The sequence below is a fragment of the Escherichia sp. MOD1-EC6162 genome (assembly GCF_002965125.1).
Lineage (GTDB): Bacteria > Pseudomonadota > Gammaproteobacteria > Enterobacterales > Enterobacteriaceae > Escherichia > Escherichia marmotae.
Genome location: NZ_PTSB01000033.1, coordinates 1 through 21,828, shown reverse-complemented (window position 1 = coordinate 21,828; position 21,828 = coordinate 1). Strand labels below are relative to the sequence as shown.

Annotated in this window: 38 protein-coding genes and 1 tRNA gene; 6 read left to right on the top strand and 33 right to left on the bottom strand. The window is 46.4% G+C overall.

The genetic code is table 11. The features are described 5' to 3' along the window. Positions 1-102 precede the first annotated feature (102 nt). The 23 genes from A9587_RS20595 to A9587_RS20485 form a co-directional block, all read right to left on the bottom strand. Positions 103-558: a hypothetical protein gene (locus tag A9587_RS20595; RefSeq protein ID WP_105265916.1), complete on the bottom strand. Its 456-nt coding sequence runs from the start codon at positions 556-558 to the stop codon at positions 103-105. A 74-nt stretch (positions 559-632) separates the two neighbouring features. Next, entirely contained in the window at positions 633-854 is a 222-nt protein-coding gene (locus tag A9587_RS20590; RefSeq protein ID WP_236942297.1) for a hypothetical protein, read from the bottom strand. A 112-nt stretch (positions 855-966) separates the two neighbouring features. Then, positions 967-1,554: an MT-A70 family methyltransferase gene (locus tag A9587_RS20585; RefSeq protein ID WP_105281947.1), complete on the bottom strand. Its 588-nt coding sequence runs from the start codon at positions 1,552-1,554 to the stop codon at positions 967-969. A gap of 308 nt (positions 1,555-1,862) precedes the next feature. Next, positions 1,863-1,938: transfer RNA gene (locus A9587_RS20580), tRNA-Ile, on the bottom strand. 285 nt (positions 1,939-2,223) lie between these two features. Continuing rightward, positions 2,224-2,502 (bottom strand): hypothetical protein, encoded by a 279-nt coding sequence (locus A9587_RS20575; protein WP_000147212.1) that lies wholly within the window; start codon positions 2,500-2,502, stop codon positions 2,224-2,226. Further along, a complete protein-coding gene (locus A9587_RS20570; RefSeq protein WP_172954476.1) occupies positions 2,499-3,044 on the bottom strand; it encodes a glycoside hydrolase family 108 protein in 546 nt (181 codons plus the stop codon). The genes A9587_RS20575 and A9587_RS20570 overlap by 4 nt, the downstream gene beginning before the upstream one ends. Further along, positions 3,028-3,324, bottom strand: a complete 297-nt coding sequence (locus tag A9587_RS20565) for a phage holin family protein (RefSeq protein ID WP_105265919.1) — start codon at positions 3,322-3,324, stop codon at positions 3,028-3,030. Before A9587_RS20565 ends, A9587_RS20570 begins: the two co-directional genes overlap by 17 nt. Next, positions 3,311-3,706, bottom strand: coding sequence for a phage holin family protein (locus A9587_RS20560; RefSeq protein ID WP_001271967.1), 396 nt, complete (start codon positions 3,704-3,706; stop codon positions 3,311-3,313). The genes A9587_RS20565 and A9587_RS20560 overlap by 14 nt, the downstream gene beginning before the upstream one ends. Before the next feature lie 188 nt (positions 3,707-3,894). After that, a complete protein-coding gene (locus A9587_RS20555; RefSeq protein ID WP_001705009.1) occupies positions 3,895-4,170 on the bottom strand; it encodes a hypothetical protein in 276 nt (91 codons plus the stop codon). A 16-nt stretch (positions 4,171-4,186) separates the two neighbouring features. Then, positions 4,187-4,573, bottom strand: coding sequence for a hypothetical protein (locus A9587_RS20550; protein ID WP_105265921.1), 387 nt, complete (start codon positions 4,571-4,573; stop codon positions 4,187-4,189). A 58-nt stretch (positions 4,574-4,631) separates the two neighbouring features. After that, a complete protein-coding gene (locus A9587_RS25570; protein ID WP_105265922.1) occupies positions 4,632-4,823 on the bottom strand; it encodes a hypothetical protein in 192 nt (63 codons plus the stop codon). Continuing rightward, a complete protein-coding gene (locus tag A9587_RS20540; RefSeq protein WP_001521427.1) occupies positions 4,810-5,067 on the bottom strand; it encodes a DUF7446 family protein in 258 nt (85 codons plus the stop codon). The genes A9587_RS25570 and A9587_RS20540 overlap by 14 nt, the downstream gene beginning before the upstream one ends. After that, positions 5,060-5,680, bottom strand: coding sequence for a hypothetical protein (locus tag A9587_RS20535; RefSeq protein ID WP_105265923.1), 621 nt, complete (start codon positions 5,678-5,680; stop codon positions 5,060-5,062). The genes A9587_RS20540 and A9587_RS20535 overlap by 8 nt, the downstream gene beginning before the upstream one ends. Next, complete coding sequence (locus A9587_RS25230) at positions 5,677-5,925, bottom strand: hypothetical protein (RefSeq protein WP_071533725.1); 249 nt, start codon at positions 5,923-5,925, stop codon at positions 5,677-5,679. The genes A9587_RS20535 and A9587_RS25230 overlap by 4 nt, the downstream gene beginning before the upstream one ends. Next, entirely contained in the window at positions 5,922-6,287 is a 366-nt protein-coding gene (locus A9587_RS20525) for a hypothetical protein (RefSeq protein ID WP_000023819.1), read from the bottom strand. Before A9587_RS20525 ends, A9587_RS25230 begins: the two co-directional genes overlap by 4 nt. Next, the gene (locus tag A9587_RS20520) at positions 6,284-6,565 is read right to left on the bottom strand and encodes a hypothetical protein (protein WP_000823235.1); all 282 of its coding nucleotides are present in this window, start codon (positions 6,563-6,565) and stop codon (positions 6,284-6,286) included. Before A9587_RS20520 ends, A9587_RS20525 begins: the two co-directional genes overlap by 4 nt. Positions 6,566-6,642: 77 nt before the next feature. Continuing rightward, entirely contained in the window at positions 6,643-7,710 is a 1,068-nt protein-coding gene (locus tag A9587_RS20515; RefSeq protein WP_105265924.1) for a DUF3560 domain-containing protein, read from the bottom strand. A 169-nt stretch (positions 7,711-7,879) separates the two neighbouring features. Next, positions 7,880-8,257, bottom strand: a complete 378-nt coding sequence (locus A9587_RS20510; RefSeq protein WP_033816868.1) for a hypothetical protein — start codon at positions 8,255-8,257, stop codon at positions 7,880-7,882. A gap of 3 nt (positions 8,258-8,260) precedes the next feature. Next, positions 8,261-8,593, bottom strand: a complete 333-nt coding sequence (locus A9587_RS20505) for a DUF1064 domain-containing protein (RefSeq protein WP_001270825.1) — start codon at positions 8,591-8,593, stop codon at positions 8,261-8,263. Next, complete coding sequence (locus A9587_RS20500; protein WP_001014473.1) at positions 8,590-8,994, bottom strand: Ref family recombination enhancement nuclease; 405 nt, start codon at positions 8,992-8,994, stop codon at positions 8,590-8,592. Before A9587_RS20500 ends, A9587_RS20505 begins: the two co-directional genes overlap by 4 nt. After that, the gene (locus A9587_RS20495; protein ID WP_000100624.1) at positions 8,994-9,227 is read right to left on the bottom strand and encodes a hypothetical protein; all 234 of its coding nucleotides are present in this window, start codon (positions 9,225-9,227) and stop codon (positions 8,994-8,996) included. The genes A9587_RS20500 and A9587_RS20495 overlap by 1 nt, the downstream gene beginning before the upstream one ends. Continuing rightward, on the bottom strand, positions 9,224-9,739 hold the full coding sequence (locus A9587_RS20490) for a hypothetical protein (RefSeq protein ID WP_105265947.1): 516 nt from the start codon (positions 9,737-9,739) through the stop codon (positions 9,224-9,226). The genes A9587_RS20495 and A9587_RS20490 overlap by 4 nt, the downstream gene beginning before the upstream one ends. Beyond that, positions 9,736-10,230, bottom strand: coding sequence for a hypothetical protein (locus A9587_RS20485; protein ID WP_001523091.1), 495 nt, complete (start codon positions 10,228-10,230; stop codon positions 9,736-9,738). Before A9587_RS20485 ends, A9587_RS20490 begins: the two co-directional genes overlap by 4 nt. A 174-nt stretch (positions 10,231-10,404) precedes the next feature. On the opposite strand from A9587_RS20485, the gene A9587_RS20480 reads away from it, so the two are divergent. The 4 genes from A9587_RS20480 to A9587_RS20465 all read left to right on the top strand — a co-directional run bounded on the left by A9587_RS20480 (position 10,405) and on the right by A9587_RS20465 (position 12,624). After that, positions 10,405-11,061, top strand: a complete 657-nt coding sequence (locus tag A9587_RS20480; RefSeq protein ID WP_000839976.1) for an XRE family transcriptional regulator — start codon at positions 10,405-10,407, stop codon at positions 11,059-11,061. A 92-nt stretch (positions 11,062-11,153) separates the two neighbouring features. Then, entirely contained in the window at positions 11,154-11,528 is a 375-nt protein-coding gene (locus tag A9587_RS20475; RefSeq protein ID WP_000418974.1) for a hypothetical protein, read from the top strand. Between the two features lie 150 nt (positions 11,529-11,678). Beyond that, positions 11,679-12,332, top strand: coding sequence for a ParA family protein (locus tag A9587_RS20470; protein ID WP_000156167.1), 654 nt, complete (start codon positions 11,679-11,681; stop codon positions 12,330-12,332). Between the two features lie 43 nt (positions 12,333-12,375). Further along, positions 12,376-12,624, top strand: coding sequence for a hypothetical protein (locus A9587_RS20465; protein WP_000730008.1), 249 nt, complete (start codon positions 12,376-12,378; stop codon positions 12,622-12,624). Between the two features lie 789 nt (positions 12,625-13,413). Here A9587_RS20465 and A9587_RS20460 read toward each other — a convergent pair. After that, the gene (locus A9587_RS20460; RefSeq protein ID WP_236942429.1) at positions 13,414-13,953 is read right to left on the bottom strand and encodes a helix-turn-helix domain-containing protein; all 540 of its coding nucleotides are present in this window, start codon (positions 13,951-13,953) and stop codon (positions 13,414-13,416) included. A gap of 450 nt (positions 13,954-14,403) precedes the next feature. Here A9587_RS20460 and A9587_RS20455 point away from each other — a divergent pair, with 450 nt between their 5' ends. Next, positions 14,404-14,595, top strand: coding sequence for a hypothetical protein (locus tag A9587_RS20455; RefSeq protein WP_000183351.1), 192 nt, complete (start codon positions 14,404-14,406; stop codon positions 14,593-14,595). Next, positions 14,592-15,734, top strand: coding sequence for an ORF6N domain-containing protein (locus A9587_RS20450; protein WP_105281946.1), 1,143 nt, complete (start codon positions 14,592-14,594; stop codon positions 15,732-15,734). The genes A9587_RS20455 and A9587_RS20450 overlap by 4 nt, the downstream gene beginning before the upstream one ends. Positions 15,735-15,768: 34 nt before the next feature. On the opposite strand, the gene A9587_RS20445 is transcribed toward A9587_RS20450, so the two are convergent. The 9 genes from A9587_RS20445 to A9587_RS20405 form a co-directional block, all read right to left on the bottom strand. Further along, entirely contained in the window at positions 15,769-16,404 is a 636-nt protein-coding gene (locus A9587_RS20445; RefSeq protein WP_105281945.1) for a hypothetical protein, read from the bottom strand. A gap of 635 nt (positions 16,405-17,039) precedes the next feature. Further along, positions 17,040-17,312: a helix-turn-helix domain-containing protein gene (locus A9587_RS20440; protein ID WP_000148348.1), complete on the bottom strand. Its 273-nt coding sequence runs from the start codon at positions 17,310-17,312 to the stop codon at positions 17,040-17,042. 63 nt (positions 17,313-17,375) lie between these two features. Next, positions 17,376-17,756, bottom strand: coding sequence for a hypothetical protein (locus tag A9587_RS20435; RefSeq protein WP_000061761.1), 381 nt, complete (start codon positions 17,754-17,756; stop codon positions 17,376-17,378). 163 nt (positions 17,757-17,919) lie between these two features. Continuing rightward, a complete protein-coding gene (locus A9587_RS20430) occupies positions 17,920-18,219 on the bottom strand; it encodes a helix-turn-helix domain-containing protein (RefSeq protein ID WP_001259435.1) in 300 nt (99 codons plus the stop codon). Beyond that, the gene (locus A9587_RS20425; RefSeq protein ID WP_000269912.1) at positions 18,219-18,566 is read right to left on the bottom strand and encodes a type II toxin-antitoxin system RelE/ParE family toxin; all 348 of its coding nucleotides are present in this window, start codon (positions 18,564-18,566) and stop codon (positions 18,219-18,221) included. The genes A9587_RS20430 and A9587_RS20425 overlap by 1 nt, the downstream gene beginning before the upstream one ends. Before the next feature lie 244 nt (positions 18,567-18,810). After that, positions 18,811-19,074 carry a hypothetical protein gene (locus tag A9587_RS20420; protein ID WP_000424604.1) on the bottom strand — a complete coding sequence of 88 codons (264 nt, stop codon included), beginning with the start codon at positions 19,072-19,074 and terminating at the stop codon, positions 18,811-18,813. 23 nt (positions 19,075-19,097) lie between these two features. Beyond that, the gene (locus A9587_RS20415; protein ID WP_000356589.1) at positions 19,098-19,385 is read right to left on the bottom strand and encodes a hypothetical protein; all 288 of its coding nucleotides are present in this window, start codon (positions 19,383-19,385) and stop codon (positions 19,098-19,100) included. Between the two features lie 643 nt (positions 19,386-20,028). Beyond that, the gene (gene repA / locus A9587_RS20410) at positions 20,029-21,009 is read right to left on the bottom strand and encodes a plasmid replication initiator RepA (RefSeq protein ID WP_236942295.1); all 981 of its coding nucleotides are present in this window, start codon (positions 21,007-21,009) and stop codon (positions 20,029-20,031) included. A 181-nt stretch (positions 21,010-21,190) separates the two neighbouring features. Beyond that, entirely contained in the window at positions 21,191-21,745 is a 555-nt protein-coding gene (locus tag A9587_RS20405; protein ID WP_105265905.1) for a recombinase family protein, read from the bottom strand. Positions 21,746-21,828 lie beyond the last annotated feature (83 nt).

Here is a 21,828-nt window from a genome sequence, read left to right as displayed (position 1 = left end):
AGGTGTCTTTCACTTTTCTCCAGACGTAAGCGCCAGCCAGAAATACCAACAAATCTCTTATTGGAAGCGGAAACCAGAACAAATCACTCGGCAAGTCCACGGTTATATCCTTCCATTCATTTTTATCGGATGACCAGATAGCCTTACGCAGTTGAGCTGTAAAGCTCCGGTATCAACTAACTGATCAACTAACATGATTAGAGCTTCATATTCAGACCGATAGCTAACCTGACGCATTCGACCGCCGTTGTTCTCCAGAATGTCGGCCACCTTTGCAGCCAACTCGCTTAGACAGGAGAACTTATTCCCGTATATCGTTTTATACTCGCGCTCCTGGCATTCTTCAGCTTGCGGCTGGTTATCGAGAGCTATCAGCGACCGATGGCTATCAATGAAGTCCACAATCTCATTCAGGCATTCTTTAGCTGCCTCATCGTGACTTTTTCCGTATGCTTCATGGAGGACTTTCATCCTCATCATTGCTCCGTCACATATAGTCGAAAGCGCGTAAAGCACATCACTAACCGCCATTTCTTTTTTGGTGCTTGTCGAAGGCATCCCATGTTCTCCTTTGTCTGGATGTAAAAAAGCCCCGGCAATTGCCGAGGCTCGTTGTTCGTTATCGTTACGGTTTAATGCTCGCGTCGTCCGGCGACAACTTCGGATTTGTATTTCAGGTCGCCCAGCAAGAATTGCAGTTTAAGCATCTTTGCCGCCGTGTAGTTCCCTGATTCCACAACCTCTTTCATGAGGTCATAAACGGCCGCTACATCATCAGCCAGGAACTCTTTGCGTTGCTGCTCAGTCGCACGTTTGAAGGAAATACGCATTACTTTACGGTCTTGTTCTTTCATCGGGTTATCTCCGGTTTAACCAGGGCGGGTATCGCTCGGTTTCGGGTATAACCTTAGGAAAATTTTTCCCACCTGTAAAGCACTTTTTATATAAATCTATAATTATATAATTCTATGACACTTGCCAGAGAGCATCATGCAACTGGATACCTCCGTTGCACTGGTTGCCCCAGCCATGCCAGCCAGCAGGTAAATCACCGCGAGCAAACAGCTCAATACGAGGAACATCGCCTAACAGCTTTACCAGTTTGTCACGGACCACATCAGGCTTCCGAGAATGCTCCAGACGAGGCGATGTAAACGACTGAATGATCCCCGCATCAAGACGTGTCGGTAATTTGCCTTTTACCGCAAACAAGCAATCTTCACTGTTTGCACGAGTCATATGTCCCATCCCCATCACCAGCTTGTCTGGCTGTCGGCTACCACATTTGTTCCATGTGAAGCCCTTCATGGTCATAAGCCTGAATCCCCATGCTTTCACCACCAGCAACGCTTCTTCTGGCTGAGTCGGAACCCACCACATAGCCAACAAACACGATTCAGGATTAGCAAGCTGCCAGACAGGAATACGAGCAATCTCCTCAGCTTTCATCGTTGGATACTTAAAACCAGCGCCACGATTCCCATCCTTACACTTGTCTTTGTATTCCCAGGGGGGATCTGCATAAATCAGATTAAACAATACAATTGCCTCCATGTTAGTTGTGTCTCCGGCGCTTATCTCCGGCAGTCATAACGCTGGCCAGCTCTACAGCAAACACAACGAAAAGGGCATTAATCAGTCTGGTTAGTGCCCTTGCCTGTTGTGTGCCGGATATCGCCCGACAACGCTGTTTTGGTAACACGGCTACAGTTCCGTGCCGCTCCAGCTTTTACCCCTTTGCGGATAACAGGCCCTGCCTGTACTCACTAACCAACGGCTTCCCGAAATGTGCACCAGGCACGCATAAAGATAAGCACGAAGAAGTAACTCCACCGCGCTTATCTTTATGTGTGAGAGTGAATTGGTGGCCCCTACCGGACTTGAACCAGTGACCGTGCGATTATGAGTCGCCTGCTCTAACCACTGAGCTAAGGGGCCATATTTGATTTGTTTGTCTGGTGTGGCGCCGCGCACGAAAATCCCAGCCAATAAATTCAGGATTTTTGGGCGCGGCGGCATATCAGACAAACATGGTTGATGCGTGCGCTCATGAGAAAAGCGTATAGAATGTTGTAACTATATATTTATAGAAATATATATTACTTTTGGCAGTTGATTTCCCATGCCCTGTTATGAGCCAGAATATCTTTCTTTGTCTGGCGGTCCATAACATCGATGTCGTGATCAGTCAGGTAGATGGGCTTTACCCAATCACAGGCGGTATCAACCACCACCGGGACGCTTCCACGACTCCCGCAGCTCGCGATCAACATCGTCATCAGCCATATGGTTAACACTCTGCTGTACATTGCCCACCTCTTTTGTCACTTCTATACGCCGCTCCGCAGTGGCTTTTACGGCGGCTGCATTCTCATTAATGCGCTGCTTTTCAGCTTCATCTTCGGCCTTTTCTCGCCCCTTCATACGACCAAAACCAAACGCGCCGAATGCAACCAATATAATTGTGCCAATAAATGACAAAACGGCCTTCAAACCAGTCATACCACCACTCGCTCTTTCATCCAGCCATAGGTAAACGATTCATTGGCCTCACGATTCTCTGTGCGCTCAAGATATCCATAACCCTGCGTACAGTTAAGGGACCTCAGCATCACCAGCTCTCCCTCCTTGCCACGGTATGCAAGATAAGCACGTAGGGCATTAATGGTACGTGGGCCGATTCTTCCATCCACATTCATATCGGGATACAACTTCCCGCGCAGATTGAACGCATTCAGCCAGCGTTGAAGCATTTTCGACGCCACGGTTGGCCCCATGTTGACGCCCGTGTCGCACAGTTCTGCGGCAATATCCGGCGACAGAGTTGCTATCTGGTCAAAACGTGGGCCGTACCAGTAATCAGCCTCAAGGATTTCCAGAGCCTGTTCGCGAGTTAAATCGCGCATATCGCCACGGTATCCATGAGCACGGGCAGTGTTCTGAGTAATGCCCCACTTTGTTGGGCCTCCCTTGTCGTCAGGGTGATCCACATAGCCGCCCTCTTTTCCAAGAATGCTGTTAAAAATCTCATCTTTGGTCATGATTAAACCCTAATGCGTCAACTATCCGCGCCAGATTGCCCCTGAAATACAGAACAACGATGCAGATAATCAGATTTCCAATAACCACCAGCCAGTGGGATTCTTGATAAAGACCGAACACATAACGGAAGGGAACATTGGCGTATACAATGACGTAGATATAAGCCAGAAAGGAAACAACTGGACGATGCCTGGAGTCTTTCCGTCGATAAAGCATCAGCGCCATTACTATTACTGTGCAAAGCACCGCATTAATCAGTGCTGACGGGTCACTGCTTACCATTTGAACCCCCTCCACGTAAGCGGGAAAGCATTCCAAAGATGCTACCGAGATCCTGGCTGTTTACGAACGTGAGGATTTTAATGGTCAATGCAGCCACAATAACCGCACCAAGCGCATCAAGAGGTCGATCGTTGTAGCTGGTCCATTTGGCAAGAAATGAGCCAACTAACGGCGCTCCAATCACTCCAACAATGAACGATGTAAAGAAATAGCCAATCAGCTTGAGACGGCTAATATTCACCGCTGTAGCAACATAGAAAACAGCGCCAGCAAATGCCCCGAATACAACGCCGTAATCAATACCAGTTGCAATACCAAAAACGCTGGCACCCATCAGGCCACCAGCAGCAACGGCCGTACCGGAAATTGGTTCTGCTGACATTGAAATCCTCGTTAAAAAAAAGCCCCGCCGAAAAGGCAGGGCTTCATAAAGCAACAAATTACGCGGTAATCGCTTAACGCAGTTTTACTACGTTAAATGAAACACTACACCCAGTTACCACCTAAAACAAGGTTTTCCCATAAAAAAACCTTCAAAATGTGGTCAATCGATCAATAAAAAAACAATACTCACAGTAGTGCAGAAAAGAATAGCGGCTTAACTGCTTTCCTCACCTCACTAGCATACATCCCCGCAGCTATCTCAGTTGTGAACAAACGCCCTCCAACTAGCCATGCAACAGGTGCAGATGCCAGGGATGCCAGTGCAATTTCATCTGTAGCAAGCTCTCTTTCAAGATATTCACGAAATCCGGGGTTAATAGTTACCGTATCCAACATTCTCTGGCGCGCTTCCTTACGTTCACGAATATGGGCAATCAATTGCTCTTTGGTAAAAGTAGCCATATCACTTCCCTTTCCCCTAAAGCATGGCGGCGTGGCAGGCATCCTCTACGCCCTTAACTGCATCTGCGCAGTAGTTATAGCGATTGCATTCCACTAACTTCTGCTTGAGATTTTCAATTGCTTGCGCGACATCAGCCTGCATTTCCGGAACTGGCGGCGCGGCATATAGTGGTTTAGGTGATATCTCCGCACGTTTTGCGTATGCTTCAACTGTGTCAGGGTTAAACAGGATTATGTTTTCACCGCATTCCCACGCTATCGGCTCTGCTTCCAGCGATGCCAGCGCGATACGAAACACATTAGCAAGCAGACTGTTTGAAGATTGTTTATCGTGCGCCGCATCGCTCAGAAAGCCAGTGATGAATGATTTAATCTCTGCGCTTTCTCTGGTAATAGTTGCCATATCTGTTTCCTTATGTGGGTTAATTTTATTGTGTAGCTTCCTGAATAGTGTAGGCACCTCACTCTCCTTTAGTGCGCAAGTAGTTTTTCCAGCGGTTTTGCGCCGCGCTACGCTTATCTTTGACTCCCTCTCTGGCAATTCCAGAATATAAGTACAACACCACACGGCGATTGCTAACTCTCAACCACTGGCTGGGATAGCAACGTCTGTATACACGGGAAATAAGCATCTTTGCTTTACGGTTTTTCATCGTTTGCCCCCTGCTTTTCTGCCCTTAACACCATGCGAGAACCATCATCCAGCTCCCAATTGATTTCACCGCCTTCTGCCATGACAAGATGCCAAACGAGTTGTGCGGCCTCGTTGGTTACATCACGACCGCGATCATTGCCTACACGGCGTTTTGTTCCGTCACCTAAATCGCGCATTTTGGCCAACACGATGGTTTTTGATAGCGGTGAAAAACCAAGCTGTAGCCGTGCGGAATTACTCACTGGTTGCCCCCTGAATACGTTTAAACTCAATTACCCATACCCACGGGTTAGATAGCCAGTTCTCTTGCCCGTAAATACCGCGCCAGATATCACCAAAACCAACACGATAAACAGCTTCCGGCGGCGTAATCTTGTACGTTGCCGGAGATGCGCCTTCCGCTTTGGCATCTGCCTCGCTCATGTCATGCAGCCGCTCCACACGCACGTCGGTAATTTCCAGCAAAATTCGCGATGCCCATCTCGGCATGAGAATTGACGGGGTCCAGCCCTCAGATGGTTTGCTACTATCTGAGTAATCAGCCTTGTAATCACACAGCTCAGAAGCCAGAGAGACACCATCTTTGATTTCCTGAATAACATCGTCATCCAGCCAAAAAGCGTTGAATGTCTCACGTACCCATATGCGATCACCAACGTTACCGAACGGGCATAAACCATGTTCCGGTGCATCCATAACGTGGGTATAGACACCATTGCGTTTCTTTGTCGGTTTACGGATAACCAGGCAGTTATCGGCCCTGACATTTTTTACAGGTCGGCGAGTCTGCGTTTTCCTTCCTTCGAGGATGGCCCGGACCATCTCATCGTTAAAAATCATGCCGCGCTCTTTCACTCTCCCTCCCACGTTTTCAGACTTTCACCACAAAACGGGCAAAATGAGACTCGAATAGGTGATTTAGAAAACTCACCGGAACGCAACATCACCAAATCAGGTCCACGGGTTAAACTCTCATTCCAGATTTTGTATAGCAGTAAGCCTTTTCTTACTGAGCATTCAGCATCGTGCTCAAGAGACTTTGCCAATGCAGCACACGGCTCTATTCGATTGCCATTAATTCGACAATTTGATCCACTCACTTCAACTCCTCCCGACGACGTTCCTGAAGCTCTAGCATTGCGGCTCGGAAATCCTGCCACCATTCCTCATCTGCAACGGGGGTGTTTCGCTCCAGCACCTTGTCCGCATCGGCGATCAGGTTTGCCAGACTCTTGTCTGAAATCTTCGTTACCGGAGTCGTTGGTTGCTCAACCTGCCCGATAGGTTTTATCGTGCTCAAAAGGAGGCGACGGCTGGAAAGTGGCGACCCACAACGGCGCCCATCTTCCTTGCGATATGTTTCTTTCGGACCAACACACCAGGTTGTCGGCGTTTCGCGTAACTTCACTTTTTTCTCACCATCAATGGTGATGATTATTCCGGTATGGGTTTTGATGCTCATGCCACAGCCCCTCTCAACGGCTTAACTTTGGCTAATAAGGTGTTAAACAACATGGAGTTAGGATTCATGCCAAATGGCAATTCCGGTTTAGCGGAGTAGTACAGGCAACCATTTATTTTCCTGGTTGTTATCTGTCCTTCGGCAACCATGCTTCTCAGTCTGCAACGCATAGAGTTCTGCGACACACCAATGTGCTCCGCGATTACGTCCACTTTTGAACATGGGTGATCGGTCAGGAAATTAATCACATCTTGGGGGTTAATAATTTTGCGTTTCATTGTCGAGGCGTCCTTATACATTTATATAAATATATAATTCTATATACGGCGGGAGACATCCCGCCGTAGGCTTACTGTCAGGCTTTCAATAGCGATTCTTTCAGATATCGGGCATCAGCCAGGGCGTTTGGAGTAATCTTGCGAACCCATGCATTACGGGTTGGACTCCACTTAAAGGCGCGTGATTTAAGCAGCGAACGAATGTTTGCCTCTGGTTTGCCAGGGAAATAAAACAGGATGCGGTTATCCTCTGGATCTACCTCCATAGAAAAGCCGTCGTATTCTTCGCGCTGTGATCCTGTTACAGACTTGACCGATTCAAGCTCTTTAATACGGCTCTGTAGGCGTTTGATTTCGGCGTTATTGTTACTCAGTGAGTATGAAGGAAAGCCAATGTGCCCACAGAAATCTCCGGCGAGTAACTCTTTGGCTTCGCTTTCAGTAAACTCAAGGTCAATTAATGCGGAAAGCTGCTGTAATTGGTCTTTTTTGTATTTGCGAATAGCCTTATTTGCGGCCTTCATTTTGATGTGTGACTTCATGCAGCCTTGCAGCTTACGAAGCAACTTAAATAGCGCATCAGGATCATCAGACGAAACTCCATTACGGCCGACACCTGCGGCTTTGCTTTCGTAGTACGATGCTCTGCTTTCACACTCAACAAACGATTTTCTGAATAACGCATCAGCTTTAGACAAACGGCGGCGATGGCCTTTCGCGCTATAATGGTCAACTAAAATCGGCTGGCCTAACGGGATCACATCCAACAGTTCATGCGCTCGCTTATGCGCCACCGCACCTTCTTTTCTAGCTTTTTCTGCACGAGCAATATATCGGGCAAGACGCGCGTTCTGGCGTTCCTGATAGGTATTTACGTAATCATCTCCGCGCTGCTGCTGTTCAAGCCATGCTTTGCGCAGCTTTTCTGTTACGTCTACCAACTCCGCAGGGATACAACCTGTTTGGGATTCATAAGAGTGACCATCCTCATAAAGACGTCCATCGTCTTCAACAACGAAAAAGGTTTCGTGCTCATCGCTTTTGACCATACGGCCATTAACATGACGTAATCTATAGCCAGTATCAGTGCTCAACAGGCTGTTAGGGTTGTTGATCCAGTCAGAAATAATTACTTGTTTATTCATCAGATTTCTCCGGTTTAACCAGGGCGGGTATCGCTCGGTTTCGGGTATAACCTTAGGAAATTTTTTCCCACCTGTAAAGCACTTTTTATATAAATCTATAATTATATATTTATAGATTTCCGATATTCCCGGTGCCTACAAATCACCAAAACAGCTCAAAATGACACTTTCACTCTCTTCTCTTTTTCAAGTAGTCGACAACATACGTCCTGGCTTTTGCCAGCTTCCGGCGATACTGTCTGAGACTAAGAGAAAGGGCGTGGGCTTTATCAATATGCGGTGCATTTATGTCGAGGCCCCGAATCTCCCACGCCCCGTATTCAATTCGGACAACCAGCGCCGCAGTCTCATCAACTACCGTGAGGGCCGTCACCGCTCCCTCGATACTGGTTTCCAGTGAGTCATTTGGTGCGCCGCCCCCTCCGGTAAACTGGCAGCGCGTAACCATCATCATTTCTAACATCGACGCGAAACCGCTACGGGCGTTGCAGCCATTGCGCACCCACAGCGCCCATAGCTCAAACAAGCTATCCAGATCGCGTCTCACTGTTCAGATCTCCCGTATCGTGACGGGATAAAGCGCCTCTACCTGCTTTTTCTTCATGATGTAGACGTCTGTTCGCACACCTTTAGTGTCGACACAATCAATCGTCCCATCGTCATAAAACACCATGAAATCAAGTTTATAAACGACACCACCAGGCAGATGAAAAGGCACCTGCATAAGAAACGTCACAACGCGGCCAGCTTTTCTCAGTAGCTTCAGTTCGCAGTAGTAATCAGCCTCTTTTTTGCTATCAAAAGCGATGTCATCGACAACAGTTTTTTTATTGCCGTATTTGCTTTTCCTGGTCGCTGGTTTGCGAAAGCCGGTATATCTCATTTGGTATCCCCTGGTACTTCACCAAGACTAAGATCAAACCCAATTTCGTCTTTAACTGACTGCGGCAACAGCTCCCACGTCTGCGCACACAAAAATTCATCTGTGCCATAACGCTCAACAAAGCGAGCACAATTACTCAGGGGAGGGTGACGAACGGCAATATGCGGAGGCACGCGCCCACCACCAGGCACAACACCGCGATGATGTGGTGCGCACAACCCAAAGCTATGGAAGTGGCAATTCTCATCAACGCTGCCGTAATCAGGATCGTGATGCAGCTCCGTCCACAGTTCTGGATTCTCAATTTCACGGCCATCAATAATGCAAGCTATGCAACCCACGTGAGTGAGCACCGCTTGTATATAAAGTTTCTCTTTCTTCGTTGGTGTACGTCCGTTCATCAGCGCCCCTTACCATTGATAAAGAGGTTGAACTCGTTGATTAACTGGACATACATGCTTCTGGCCGCGTAGTTCTTTGCCAGCTCTTTACGGGATGAGATCCCGCAAAACTCACGCAGAATCACAGAGGCCTCAGAACTGTTTGAAACGTTCTTCCCTGTTTTACTGGTCAGAAAGCGCCAGAATTGGGGATTCTGGCAATGCATCGCAGCACCGCGAACATAACTACTCATTGATGGCCCCCGTCATTTCTGGTGCTTTTCACCGTGCGGCTTCTTAAAAACCTGCCATCACGAACAACAGACACTTCTCGTTTACCCAACCTCATTTCACGGCGGTAACATTCAGAAAATGCCTCGTCCGGCATCATATAAATGCGACGCTTCGCCTCCGTATCCAGAAGGGAACGGCTTGGGGTTACATATAAAAACGACTCATCAATAGAGACAAAACCACGAGCAAGAATTGCTGGCAGAATGCCAGGAAGAACGCAGAAAACAGCTCCACGATGCAGCAACATCTGGTACTCCATGACCTCCGTTATCCCCGTGACTACTGTTACGGTGTCACGTCTGTTACGGCTGGCAACCAGTCGCTGCACACGTCCAATTTTCTGATCTACAGATAGATGTTTGCTATCGTTATCAATATGATCGATAACAAATCCTTTAATCGTTTGATCAAGGTAGTGCACCACCTGCGATTGAATCTGGTGATTATCACCAAAGAAGGCCAGAATCATCATTCCTCAAGCCTCCCAAGTGCTGAACGCCGGGCGTTGCTAATCTCCTTATGAATCAGCTCGATATCGCTGGAATCTTTATTCTTAAGCTCCAGCACGGTAATCGCATCACGAACCTCTGAAACGGTTACGTGTGAGTGTTTCCAGCGAGCAATGAATCGCGGACCGCGTAGATTGCAACGCTCCGCAGGCATCCCCAGCTCAGAGAAAACCGCTTTCAGCCTTGATAAGCAGTTAACAGGGAGATTCCCTTTGATCTTGTTCTGCCGAACCGATGTGCCATCGCTACGCTGGCGCTGACGTTCGGCAAAATCTGCCGCCCATTGCTGGACGTTAATCCGGCCTTCCGAATACGCCACCAGCAGCGTCAGGTTATCCGCACGAGGGAATCTCTCGAAGCGATACCAGGCACCAATCAGTGATGACGTAAAGCCAAACTTTCTGGCAACACCAATTTGGCCTCCATTTTCGTCAACCCACTCCTGAAAGGTCATTTAACGAACTCCAGTTAAAACCACGATATGTGGTATTAAAACCACATATCGTGAGTTTTTCAATGGGCGAAACAAAAAATAACCTTCTATTTGTGGTCCACCTCTCGTCTTACCATGTGAAAACCACTAAATGTGGTAATGTATAAATAACCCACCATTCACGATTGATGAGACATGAAAAGCAACGACGAGAACATCAAGAAAGAAATAGGTCTGCGCATTCAGACTCTACGGAAACAATCCGGCATGACTGCCGGAGATCTCCAGCAAGTCACTGGAATAGGCTTAAGCACCTTGCAGAACTATGAGGCCGGATTAAGACAACCATCTATACCTGCCATCAAGAAAATCGCGCACGCCCTGAAAGCATCAGCGCCTTATATCGCGTGCTTAACAGATAACCCGTTCCCACCCCAGAATACTAACGCTCCTGTTATTCCTGGGCTTGTAGCTATAAAAAATGACATAGCATCGCACGCCGGAGAAAAGCCAGTGCTGGCGATAGAACAGGAGATTCTACGAAGCAAGAACATCAACCCATCGTCTCTGTCAGTTCTCCAGAGCAACGATGAGTTAATGTCACCAACAATATCCCCAGGCTCCCAAGTCCTGATTAATACAGACGATACAGAGATTCATGAGGGGATCTATGCCCTTGAAGACAGAAATGGCCTGGTTGTTTTGAGGCACTGTAGAGTCATACCGGGTGACAATGCTGTTATGCTGTCAACCGAAAGGGATGCTGAAATGAACACTAAGCATCTGAATAACGAGGAATTTAAGCGTTATAAAGTTCTTGGCCGCGTAGTTAGTGTTGTCAACTGGTTATGATACACAGCACGGCGAAAGCCGTGCATTTCTACGCTCAAAAAAACCACATTTTGTGGTTTTGACAACATGTAAAAGTATAAAAGAGGCTACGCATGGAATTACATACAGCCAATAAAAACGAAACTCTGATCACTGCTGGAATCGAAATCCAAGCGTTGAACATAGCGATTGAGTGTATGTTATGCCAAATCATTGATAATGAGAAAGATATCGACTGGATAGAATCTATCCTTCATCTGGCATCAGAACAAAAAGTCTGCCTCAAAACGGCCTTACAATACGATGTGCCAGCGGTATCGAAGCTGTGCCAGCCATTGATGGCATATAACAGGGCTATTATTTCTGTATGCCTCATGATTCTCGATGAAAACACCCCTCTTAGCGACCGCTCAGAAGCTGCTCTAACCCTCTCACGTAAACAGCGACAGCTAGCAAATCAACTGATATCAACGATAGCTGACCTCTGACTGCAAGCGGGCTAACGCCCGCTTATATGATTATAGATTTATATAATTATATAAAACACTTTTCATCCGCCAAAAAGTTGGTTATGCTTACCTCATTCTATAAATATAGATTTATAGAATTATATAATCAAACATATGGAGTCTCGACAAATGACTATATCTGTAGGTATTTTCAACGGAAAAGGCGGCGTAACCAAATCAACCATTGCTCGTGCTTTAGCAGTTGCTTATGCAAAGGCTGGCTGGAATGTATGCCTGATCGATATGGATGTGCTTAACGGAACGGTAACGCGTTGGGTACAACGCAGAATGGCCAACAATATCGAACCAGCAATCGCGGCGCAGCCGTGCGGCACACCATCACAAGTCCAGAAAATCATCGAATCAGAAGTATACGACCTGGTTATCGTCGATGGCGGTGCCTACGCATCTGAATCAGTACCGAAGCTCTCTGAATTTCTGGATATGGTTATTTTGCCAACCAGATTCTCTACCGATGACCTGGAAACCACCGTTAACACAGCTCACGGCATCGTTAAAAAGGGTGTACCAATCAAGAAAATTTGCATGGTGTTTTCCGGCGCGGCTGAAAACGAAGCTGACTACATCGAAGCCCAAGAGTACCTGGCTAATACGCCATACTTTGTTGTCGATAAGTACATTCCCCACAAGCCAGCTCTGAGCAAAGCTCAGGATAAGGGCTTAAGCCTCATTGAGTGTTCATACGTTGCGCCACGCAAAAAGGCAGACGACGTTATTCAGGGGATTATCAACCAGCTTGAGGCTCTGACTACTGCCGCGTAATATATAATTATAGTTTTATAGATTTATATAAGAGGGGATACACATGGCCGCACCATCAAAACCACCAAAGAAGAACAGCAAAGGCGTACCGCCATCAATCGAACAACCGCAGGTTTTCGACCCGACTGAAACGCCGACCAGAACCAAATCAGGTGGAGCACAAATGGCGTTTAACGTCGACCCTGAATTTAAACGTGAGTACAAAACATTCGCCAGCTCAATGGATATGTCATTGAAAGAAGTGCTGACAAAATCTTTTGAGTTACTCAAGGCTCAATACAACCAGAAGTAAGAGAAGGTGACGGCCTCCAGCGCCAACTGTTGGCCGTCGCGACACAACAAGGGGAATTTGTTATGTCCGAGCAACAATATACACGGTTACTGAAAACTCGTCTAACCGACCTCAAACGGCTGCAAGCTGGTCGCTTATTTGCCCTGCTATCCACCAGGCCAGAATGGGTACGTGAAGCAGTTCTGAAAGGCTTAATGCGCTCCAGCGTTTAAATTCAACCATAAAAAAGGCCCCCGAAGGGGCCTAATCGCTACTTGCTGCTAATGTTTATCGTCACATTCAGAGCGTTATCAGTAATCTTCCAACCCTCCCCATGTGGCGTAAACAAAGCTCCAGTAACAACGATCAAAATACATACGTATTTCCTCATTGTATTGGCCCTCGCAGGCCGTTCCACGGCATCTCCACCGACGAAAATGACGCGAGAGCAAGCACGCTGTTTGTGCCTGCGTGGTACGGCGGTTGGATAATCCTTTCCTGAAAGTCGGTGCCCGGGTGCGAATCGGCGAAAAGGCCCCGCGTAATGTTACGCCGCCGCCCCTTCATAATGAAGGGATAAAAAAATATTGTTTTTCATTGACTTAACCGCATATTACAAAATATCACTTGCTTTTGTGCTCTAATAAACCAAATTTATTTGGACAATTTTATTCAGTTAGGTAAGAATAAGAACGCTGTTTGTGCTTGCGTGGTTGTATTTATACAACGACGTTATGCTGAAAGGACTGCGAATCCGATCAGCACGAAAGAACCGTCCTCAATAGGGCGGTTTTTTTGTTTCTTCACTCATTAAAACCGTCCAAGACCTGTTAATGGCTTCAGATAATCTCGATTATCCATATCAGCGCCGTTATCGACCCAATTTCTATATGCTTCATCGCAACAATACATTACAGCAGTTGGAGTAACAGGGATGCCCCCCCCAAATGAGAACCCCATTGAGCTTATGCTAATTCTTTCGAATGGCCTATTTCTCAATGCTTCAAACCCCTTGCTATTAAAGTAACGCAGCATCAGAGGCAAAAGACTATCTTCTTCCAGAGGAATGGTTCCTGGATGGAAGTGGTAACCATAACGGTTAAATTCGGAAATAAGATTTTCTACCAATGACATGAAATTCACTGGAGTAATATTAAGGGCTGTGAAAGCACCAAAAAGTGCGTCAACTGTTAATACAGACTGCCCGTTCTCTATCTTTGTCCATGCGTTCGGTGTTTTACCAGCAGCTTGAGCTAGCATCCCTTGATGCACACCTCTTTCTAGCCTAAGTTCTTTTATGATCATTAGGTGAATGGTTGAAAAACATGAGTTTTTTGACGGTTCAATCATTTTTTATCCCCATAATAAATTTTTTTCTTGTTCCCAACTTTAACAAAACATCACAATTTAGGACTGATTTGTTCCTTACAGGAACTATACATTCCCGTTCTTAGCATATCAAGAAAATTAAAAGCCCTGCATTCAAACCCACGCTATGTGGTTGCCTCTGTTAAAATCCCGCCGTATTGACATGAATGCGCCATTGGTGGACACTTTCCGAGCCGTAGCAAAATCTACGGTCGGGATTGGAACCCCGTAGACACAATGGCGCATACCGCGTTAGCGGTTTTTTTATGCGTAAAGCACTGCTACACCCAAATTATGGTGGGGCGTGCGGGGGAGTCGTAAGACTCGCCGGTTCGTCATTGTGTCCGGTAGTTCCAACCCTGCACGTCTCACCACCCAATGATTGGAACCTGACGGTGGTGAGTATCCTTAACCTTTAAGGGAATCATCACAATGACAAACCTACCCCATGACTATTACGTCAACCTCGTAAAGATCCTTCTCAAGAAAGCCTCATACGCCGATAAATTCCGCCTGGCTGAAATCATCGAGCGCGAAGCTATGCGCATCGCCAGCAACGATAACGCTGTTTCTGACGCAAAAATCTCCCTCGTAACCAAAGTAGTTATGGGAGGTGCAAAATGAAAACGCTTCCGACCGTTAACACCCTACAGCCTATCCTGCATAACCAGCTCCCCGTTATCACCACGGAGCTGCTTGCCAAACTATATGGCTGTAGCGTCGAATGTCTTCACAGAAATCACCACCGTAATAAGTCCCGGTTTACAGAAGGAAAACATTTCATAGTTGTAAAAGGTACAGATCTCCAAAGTTTGAAAATCTCTTTAAGAGATTTTCAAACCATCGCGAATAACGTTAGAAAACTCATCCTCTGGACCGAACGCGGGGCTGCACGTCACGCTAAAATGCTCGAAACCGATCAGGCGTGGGATGTATTCGAACGGCTGGAAGACTGCTACTTCAACCAGAACGCGCAAACGGCCGCGACCGTAACCGTCTCGCCAAACAATGCTCGTGAGGTTGTCGATACACTCAATGCCAAACCGATGTATTACATTAAGGTGTGCAACAACGAGCCACTCACAACCTCAGCCGATGTTGCCCAAGCATTCAGCACCACAAACAATTCCATCGTAATGGCCATCGATGCATTACGCATTCCTCGCACGGCTGCGGCGCGTCATTTCTTTAAAGAGCAACGACCGCTGGAAGGAAGCGACCGCGAAATAACAATCTATCGCATGACAAAAGACGGATTTACCTTGCTCATGGAAAGTATCGACGGTCCAGGCGTGAAGGATATCAAGCTGGCCTACATTGAAGCCTTTAACGCTATCAGCAGCGTGTTAAAGGCAGAATACGAGCGAATGCTATACAACCGACTGTATCAGGAAACAAAGATTATCCGAACGGCAACAGAACATCATCGGCTATTAACAGAACCAAACTACCGCAAGACACTAATCAAAGAGTTTGACAAGGCGACGGAGAAAACTAAAGCGGCACTAAATCTACCAACAATGACTAAAGATGATGTGATATCAGCCTTACTTCTTGATCTGCTCAGAAACGCCAGAGCACTTATCAGCTTTGACGAAAACCTGAATCCTCAGCTCAAGCTACTACCACCGACAGGCAAAGTAGTCGACCAGGCTGATCACAACAGCATACTCAGCGTTCTGGATGCAAACCTGCCAGCCAGGACACTACAGGAACTGATAAAAATATCTGCGGATAAACTGGCCGCAGGTGCAAAACCATAAAACAAAGCGCCCGATTTGGGCGCTTCTTCAATTCTTAATATTTCGGTGTAATCAATAGCGACACGTGCCCTGATTTGTCACGAGAAACGTAATACTCGCCTCTCTTAGTCTTAAACTCAGCTTTCTGCGTATCAGATTTAACAATCTGCTCTAACTGCGCGATCACTGTGTCTCTATCACTTGATGCATCCAAGACTTCAACAGCTACGGCCATAGAAAGCAAGGAATCAGAGCTAGGCTTAGATACTCGCCATAATAACTCTGAAATCTTCCCATCCTTATCAACTCTAGCTCGACCGTTAACAGATGAGTTGATGGCAAATTCAACGGTGTTGTTACCTTGTTTAACAGACTTAATTCTTATAGTGGAGGTGGCTTTTCCTGATGTAGCGATGCCTTCAAGGTCATCATTATATAACTGCTTAAACTTATCTACGGTCACACCATCAAAAGCAGCTCCGGTAGTAGCCGTAGCGCTGGAGTCTTCGGGGATCAAGGTCACAGCCGCAAAAGTATTAACAACTACAAAAGTAGCAATCCCGAGAAAGCCACTCACTAAAACAACCTTGAACTTACTACCAGAAGACGAGGCACATTGTTTCCGATATGCGCCACGAACTACGAAGAAACACAAAATCAGGCTAATAATAAACGCCACCAGCATCCCCATAGAAATCTCCTTTTAGATATAAGGGTAAAGCAATATCGTATTAGATCTTCCTTTAGACACAACCCCCCCTCCCCCCATACAGGGTGCCCTTTACCGGAGTTCCGGCCCCTTCTCAAAAGCATCAAAAAAAGCTCGAGATCGAGTACCGGAACTCATGCCACCAGATAGCTCCACATCGTTTCCAATGCTTCGCCGCCGTGTGCGCCCTGTGGCCCACAATCATGCCATTGGTCGTCTGATATACCTTCTTCTGCTCATAGAGCACAGGCGAGTTGTCGCACTCCTGCCTTTCTCAGACTCGACTTAGTTTAGATCGCTGTTCCTGGCTTGCGTCAGCACACTTTCCCCTTGTACGCATACCCGCGCACCACTTCGCCCAAAAACACCGAACCCAACGAAGTGGCAAAGACAACGACGCGAGCGTGAGTCTGAAATGGGCACCAGTAAAAAAGGGGTTGCAGGCGCAAAAAGATTTGATTATCTTTAGACGCAAGAAAGCCGCCCCAATCAAGAGGTGTCTTTTTAAATCCAGCCGACCAAGCAAGATTTAAATTTCAGACTGAAAACCGCCCGGCAAGGCGGTTTTTGTCTTTCTGGCGCTTACATTACACCACCATAAAACGATCCGTAAAGGATCATTTGATCCCTTGTTCCAATTCTGACGACACTTTAACCTTTTCCCATACAAGGGTTTGCAGCCTTAACAGAATCGCGTCTTTATCAAGGTGTGAAAGATCCTTCACCATATCGTCAAACGACAGAACGCGAATGGCCATCTCAATGACCCTCGGCGGCTCCCCCTTCTCATATCGCTTATATGTAGCCAACGATATCCCAAATTCTTCGGCGGCTCGCTCCTGCGTCCAGTTCATCCCACGACGCCATAATTTCAATTCATAACCCGTCATAGCACCCTCCTCGCACAATATTAACACTCGCAAAGTGTCAAAATGACACTTTGCACATTGTGTTTACTTAACGAGGAATAAAAATGGTTTATTGTTCGGCGGTGTAATCGGGGCTGGCTCGCTTTTGCTCATGCGATCAGTGTACCAGGCCAACTCCTTGTCAAAGTAAGCCTGATTAAAATAGGCCATGAATGTAGTTTCAAATCCATAACGACCGCTAATACGCAGCATCTGATTGCCGTTCTCTGTTTCCAGATATACCTGGGCACGTTCCTGATTCTCCTTCAGCCAGGTTAAAGCCTCATCGCATGAGGACACACGATACTCATCATCGTAGCAGTCATCGATGCGGCTTGAGGAAGAACGGCAAATCACGCCAACAGAACCAGCCAGGATAGTTTGAATTTTAAGGAAAGCGTTTTTGCGGATTTTAATCATGCTCATCGGGTTATCTCCGGTTTAACCAGGGCGGGTATCGCTCGGTTTCGGGTATAACCATAGGAAATTTTTTCCCACCTGTAAAGCACTTTTTATATAAATCTATAATTATATAATTCTATAAGCACAAAAAAGCCCCTTTGCAACAGGGGCTTATCATTCGTTCTGATCAGATGTTAAACGCTATTCGTTTTCCTGTGGGAAGCTCAACATCCAGGCTTAATTTGCCTCCCATAGCTTCAACGTAACGCTTTAATGTCGCCAGCTTTAAATCATTTCCGCGCTGCTCCAGCTTTGTTACTGCTGGCTGGCTTATACCCATCGCCTCAGCAACCTGTTTTTGTGATAACTGGAGTTCTTCACGCATCATCTGCAAGCCGACCTCAAGAATCATCTCATCTGCCATTTCTTTAATTCGCGCCTGGCTTTCCGGTGAACGGCTGGCAATCGCCTCATCTAATGTTCTCATTACTTGCTCTCCAGTGTGTTCAGATGTGCTGCAAACTCATCCTCAGCTATACGCACCAGTTTTTCATAAAACCGCTTATCGTTACTTTTGTCTCCTGCACAAAGAACGATGGCCCGGCGAATCGGATCGAACGCATAAAAGGCTCTTATCGGACGGCCAGAAAACTGAACGCGAAGCTCTTTCATATTTTTGTACCGAGAACCTTTTACGGTATCGGCATATGGCCTGGGTAACTCAGGTCCGTAAACCTGTAGCTTTTTCAAATCAGCCAAAACCTTTTCCTGAAGAGCGTCTTCTTGCTCATTTAGCCAGTCGTCAAATCGCTGGCTAAAAAGTACCGTCCACATGCTCAATCCTATAACCTGTAGTTTATATCACTAACTATATAACCTGTGAGTTATAATTTCAAGAAAAACGGGGCTATTTAACATAATGGACGTTATCGGCACCACCGGATCACCGTTCATTGTCGGATCTAAAAAATCCGCTCAAAAGATCATGTTTTCCTGGGCGTTTTCCACCGTTTTTTATGTTGCTTATTTGTTAATGAAATCTCGTTTTCAGTTTCGCCTCATTTTCGACGCGAAAGCCCTATTTTTGTGACTTTACTCCTGGCATATGGACTTCCCAGCGACGAATCCCCATAGCTGCGCAAAAATCAGCCACATAATTCAATCCCGCCCATTCGCGGATACCACCACGGGCTTTTTCAATGAAAACGGCAATCCCTTTTTTATTGAGAGCAAAAAGCCGCCAGCTTTTTGTCACTTCGTCCTGGGTAGCCACAACACAAGTGAAAGCTCCCATGCGATACAGGTCCAAGAACTCTTTGCGTGTTTTGCGTACAAGTTCCATAACAAACCTCATATTTGCATGTTTCAAACATCTGTTTTGTTATCAATGAAGATTAACCCTAACCCAGCGAAGTAACACAGCAGCGCCCAGGCTGCATACGGAATGCTGGATCTGGATGTGGACTCCTTTAACATCTGCCAGTTGCGAACATTGCGACTATCTTTTAAGCCTAGTTTTTTGGCCAACTGCGAGCCGCTCATTCCGGTCAGGCCAATGACTGCCCGAACTTCTCCACATGTAGGAGATTCCCATTCATCCGCTTTTTTTAAACAAGCCGGATTCAACATTTTTAAAACAGTATCTTTATCCATAACCATCTCCATTTATTATATCTACGATGGTAGGAAATCTTTTCCTATGTGGCAATAGAAATTTACTACATTGCGTATAAGACAAGTTTTCTATGTCTAATAGGAAATGATGTTTCTTACGTTTTATCGCGTTCTGATGGCTACTGTGTGCGTATTTATCGACGTTTATTGATAAGGCTCGCCCCTTCCTCCTGCAAAGCCCGGCCGTAGGCCTTATTTCGGCCTTATATAAATTGATTTTGTATAGTTCGAAACGCGCCGTTTCGAAAAGGATGATCAGGCTGCTCCATGCCTCCGGCAAGTGCCGGAGGAGGTATATTTGAGCGTAGCGACTCGAACCGGCGCGAGCTTTAGCTCGCTGCAAGGGCGAACATATTCACAGGCAAAGCCTGCGTAAGTTAAATAAAGAAAGTTTTAATAAAAGAAAGTGATTTTGCATTTATTTGTTTAGTGCATCTATTATAAAAAACCATTTGCATATACATATCAAAACTGTGAATAACTTGATTAGCTGATGCCTGTAAAGACGATATTTTCGCTGTGTTCAGGTTTAGAGAAAATTAATTTAGCTTGTTTTTTGAACAGCTATTTTATTGCGACGTGGATAATCCTCCGGTAAAACCGGATTCATCATTCAGGTGGGTTAATGTTGGAGTGATGTCCAGGTCTTTCTTAGCCTGTTATAACGCTGATCAACGAGGGAGCGTAAATATGCAAGGTCAGCACCAGGATACATGCCATCAGCAAATTCCTGGCTAACCTCTCTAGTGATTTGGTGACGAAGTTCGGCCTCTCCCTTTTCCTGAACAAGACGCGCAGCTCTCTCCGCTGCTTTCTGTTTTGCCTTTATCTCTCTGGCCGTCTTCCTCTGACGCCATACATTCTCCATCTGCTCCTGAATAACAATACGCTTATAATCAGCCTCCGTTATCGCTTTTTTAAGCCGTTCGCTATTCTTCGCATTGAAGTAATTAAGTTTCTGGCTAACCGCACGTCTCCATGCTTGTTCAGTAATACCAACTGTTTCCAGCAGTTGATCACGAATCTCGATTTTCGCTGGCCAATACTGTTTATTCACCCGATCCCAGCGACGTTCATAATCAATAAAACCTAACTCTTTCAGTTGCGACAACGCCCTTGTACAGCGCGTTATAGACTTGTTCCCAGCTTCGGATACGGTAGACAGGCCGCAAAAATCAGCCAACGCCTCAGCACTGGCCAGAACCCGCTTAGAAATGATGTTTACATGGTGCAAAATCGCAGCAATCACAGCATTAATTGCCCGACGACGATGCTCGTTTATCCGGCGTTTCCGCTCTGACGGTTGATTAACGTAGAACGCAACCTCACACGTAAGATCACGACCATTAATGCGCTGTAAAGCATCAGATAACACCAGCGGCAGCTTGTGCGTATGGTGCTTTGGAGGCTGGAACTCCGGCGACAAATTACAAACGTAAGCTGAACGTAGAGACGGCATTGGTCTATCCATATGTTCGCTCTTGCGTCCACGGAAAACCAACGTATAATGGGAGTTGTCGAGGCGCCCATGGATATGTTTGTTGGTTTTTCCGTGGATGTCGCAAGAAGCCCGCAGATTTATCTGCGGGCTTTTTGTTTCCATATCTGGTCGTTTTCCAACCAGACACCCACAATCGTAACCACGTTACGTGGTTTTAAGAGAACTCTACCACAACACTTTCGGTCATGCACGAAGTCTCTCACTAATCGAACGATAATCCACCAGTAAAAGGATCTAAATTGGATCTCGTTTTGCGAGCATCATACTACTGGCCTAACTCCAGTCAATGATTCCCAGCCGGAAACCTGCGGTAAAGCGTGGATAAGGTAACATCGAAGATAATCGCTATCCGCTTACGTGAAACACCATTCGCAATAAGCCTTCCGATCTGTTCCCATTGCTCTGGTGCCAGTTTTGAGCGGCGTCCTCCTATCCTGCCGTTAGCCCTTGCCACCGCCAATCCTGCACGCGTTCTTTCAATCATATTTTCCCGCTCCATCTCTGCGACTGCACTCAGCATCGTGTAGGCAAAGCGGCCAATTGAAGTGCTAATTTTTATCCCTTCCGTAATCGAAATAAACTCAATGTCGTTTGATAAAAAATGGTTAAGTAAATCAACAAGATGAATCAGAGAACGCCCCATTCGGTCCAGCTTCCAGACAATAACCGTATCGCCCGGCCGTAACACCTTCAGTAGCTTATCAAGTCCAGGTCGTTTTGATTTAGCACCGGATATTTTATCTTCAAAAATCCGGTCACATCCTGAACGCCTGAGCGCCTCCAGTTGTAATTCTAAATTCTGGTCAAAAGTTGACACTCTCGCATAACCATATTGCATACTTTCTAAACCGCGATTGTTGCTAAAAGCGGGAAAAAATATCGTTCAGACGATACAGAGGCAATTCGCAAAAACCTCGGTTT

Coding starts and splice junctions, on each gene's coding strand:
- A9587_RS20590 (WP_236942297.1), bottom strand. CDS start 854: ATGAAAGAACAAGACCGTAAAGTAATGCGTATTTCCTTCAAACGTGCG.
- A9587_RS20585 (WP_105281947.1), bottom strand. CDS start 1,554: ATGGAGGCAATTGTATTGTTTAATCTGATTTATGCAGATCCCCCCTGG.
- A9587_RS20465 (WP_000730008.1), top strand. CDS start 12,376: ATGGCCGCACCATCAAAACCACCAAAGAAGAACAGCAAAGGCGTACCG.
- A9587_RS20560 (WP_001271967.1), bottom strand. CDS start 3,706: ATGTCAGCAGAACCAATTTCCGGTACGGCCGTTGCTGCTGGTGGCCTG.
- A9587_RS20445 (WP_105281945.1), bottom strand. CDS start 16,404: ATGGGGATGCTGGTGGCGTTTATTATTAGCCTGATTTTGTGTTTCTTC.
- A9587_RS20500 (WP_001014473.1), bottom strand. CDS start 8,994: ATGAACGGACGTACACCAACGAAGAAAGAGAAACTTTATATACAAGCG.
- A9587_RS20485 (WP_001523091.1), bottom strand. CDS start 10,230: ATGACCTTTCAGGAGTGGGTTGACGAAAATGGAGGCCAAATTGGTGTT.
- A9587_RS20495 (WP_000100624.1), bottom strand. CDS start 9,227: ATGAGTAGTTATGTTCGCGGTGCTGCGATGCATTGCCAGAATCCCCAA.
- A9587_RS20575 (WP_000147212.1), bottom strand. CDS start 2,502: ATGACTGGTTTGAAGGCCGTTTTGTCATTTATTGGCACAATTATATTG.
- A9587_RS20595 (WP_105265916.1), bottom strand. CDS start 558: ATGCCTTCGACAAGCACCAAAAAAGAAATGGCGGTTAGTGATGTGCTT.
- A9587_RS20405 (WP_105265905.1), bottom strand. CDS start 21,745: ATGCAATATGGTTATGCGAGAGTGTCAACTTTTGACCAGAATTTAGAA.
- A9587_RS20550 (WP_105265921.1), bottom strand. CDS start 4,573: ATGGCAACTATTACCAGAGAAAGCGCAGAGATTAAATCATTCATCACT.
- A9587_RS20460 (WP_236942429.1), bottom strand. CDS start 13,953: ATGATTGAACCGTCAAAAAACTCATGTTTTTCAACCATTCACCTAATG.
- A9587_RS20565 (WP_105265919.1), bottom strand. CDS start 3,324: ATGGTAAGCAGTGACCCGTCAGCACTGATTAATGCGGTGCTTTGCACA.
- A9587_RS20435 (WP_000061761.1), bottom strand. CDS start 17,756: ATGAGCATGATTAAAATCCGCAAAAACGCTTTCCTTAAAATTCAAACT.
- repA (WP_236942295.1), bottom strand. CDS start 21,009: ATGGAAACAAAAAGCCCGCAGATAAATCTGCGGGCTTCTTGCGACATC.
- A9587_RS20440 (WP_000148348.1), bottom strand. CDS start 17,312: ATGACGGGTTATGAATTGAAATTATGGCGTCGTGGGATGAACTGGACG.
- A9587_RS20455 (WP_000183351.1), top strand. CDS start 14,404: ATGACAAACCTACCCCATGACTATTACGTCAACCTCGTAAAGATCCTT.
- A9587_RS20430 (WP_001259435.1), bottom strand. CDS start 18,219: ATGAGAACATTAGATGAGGCGATTGCCAGCCGTTCACCGGAAAGCCAG.
- A9587_RS20520 (WP_000823235.1), bottom strand. CDS start 6,565: ATGAAACGCAAAATTATTAACCCCCAAGATGTGATTAATTTCCTGACC.
- A9587_RS20505 (WP_001270825.1), bottom strand. CDS start 8,593: ATGAGATATACCGGCTTTCGCAAACCAGCGACCAGGAAAAGCAAATAC.
- A9587_RS20515 (WP_105265924.1), bottom strand. CDS start 7,710: ATGAATAAACAAGTAATTATTTCTGACTGGATCAACAACCCTAACAGC.
- A9587_RS25570 (WP_105265922.1), bottom strand. CDS start 4,823: ATGAAAAACCGTAAAGCAAAGATGCTTATTTCCCGTGTATACAGACGT.
- A9587_RS20525 (WP_000023819.1), bottom strand. CDS start 6,287: ATGAGCATCAAAACCCATACCGGAATAATCATCACCATTGATGGTGAG.
- A9587_RS20415 (WP_000356589.1), bottom strand. CDS start 19,385: ATGGATAAAGATACTGTTTTAAAAATGTTGAATCCGGCTTGTTTAAAA.
- A9587_RS20480 (WP_000839976.1), top strand. CDS start 10,405: ATGAAAAGCAACGACGAGAACATCAAGAAAGAAATAGGTCTGCGCATT.
- A9587_RS20425 (WP_000269912.1), bottom strand. CDS start 18,566: ATGTGGACGGTACTTTTTAGCCAGCGATTTGACGACTGGCTAAATGAG.
- A9587_RS20555 (WP_001705009.1), bottom strand. CDS start 4,170: ATGGCTACTTTTACCAAAGAGCAATTGATTGCCCATATTCGTGAACGT.
- A9587_RS20420 (WP_000424604.1), bottom strand. CDS start 19,074: ATGGAACTTGTACGCAAAACACGCAAAGAGTTCTTGGACCTGTATCGC.
- A9587_RS20490 (WP_105265947.1), bottom strand. CDS start 9,739: ATGATGATTCTGGCCTTCTTTGGTGATAATCACCAGATTCAATCGCAG.
- A9587_RS20470 (WP_000156167.1), top strand. CDS start 11,679: ATGACTATATCTGTAGGTATTTTCAACGGAAAAGGCGGCGTAACCAAA.
- A9587_RS20475 (WP_000418974.1), top strand. CDS start 11,154: ATGGAATTACATACAGCCAATAAAAACGAAACTCTGATCACTGCTGGA.
- A9587_RS20450 (WP_105281946.1), top strand. CDS start 14,592: ATGAAAACGCTTCCGACCGTTAACACCCTACAGCCTATCCTGCATAAC.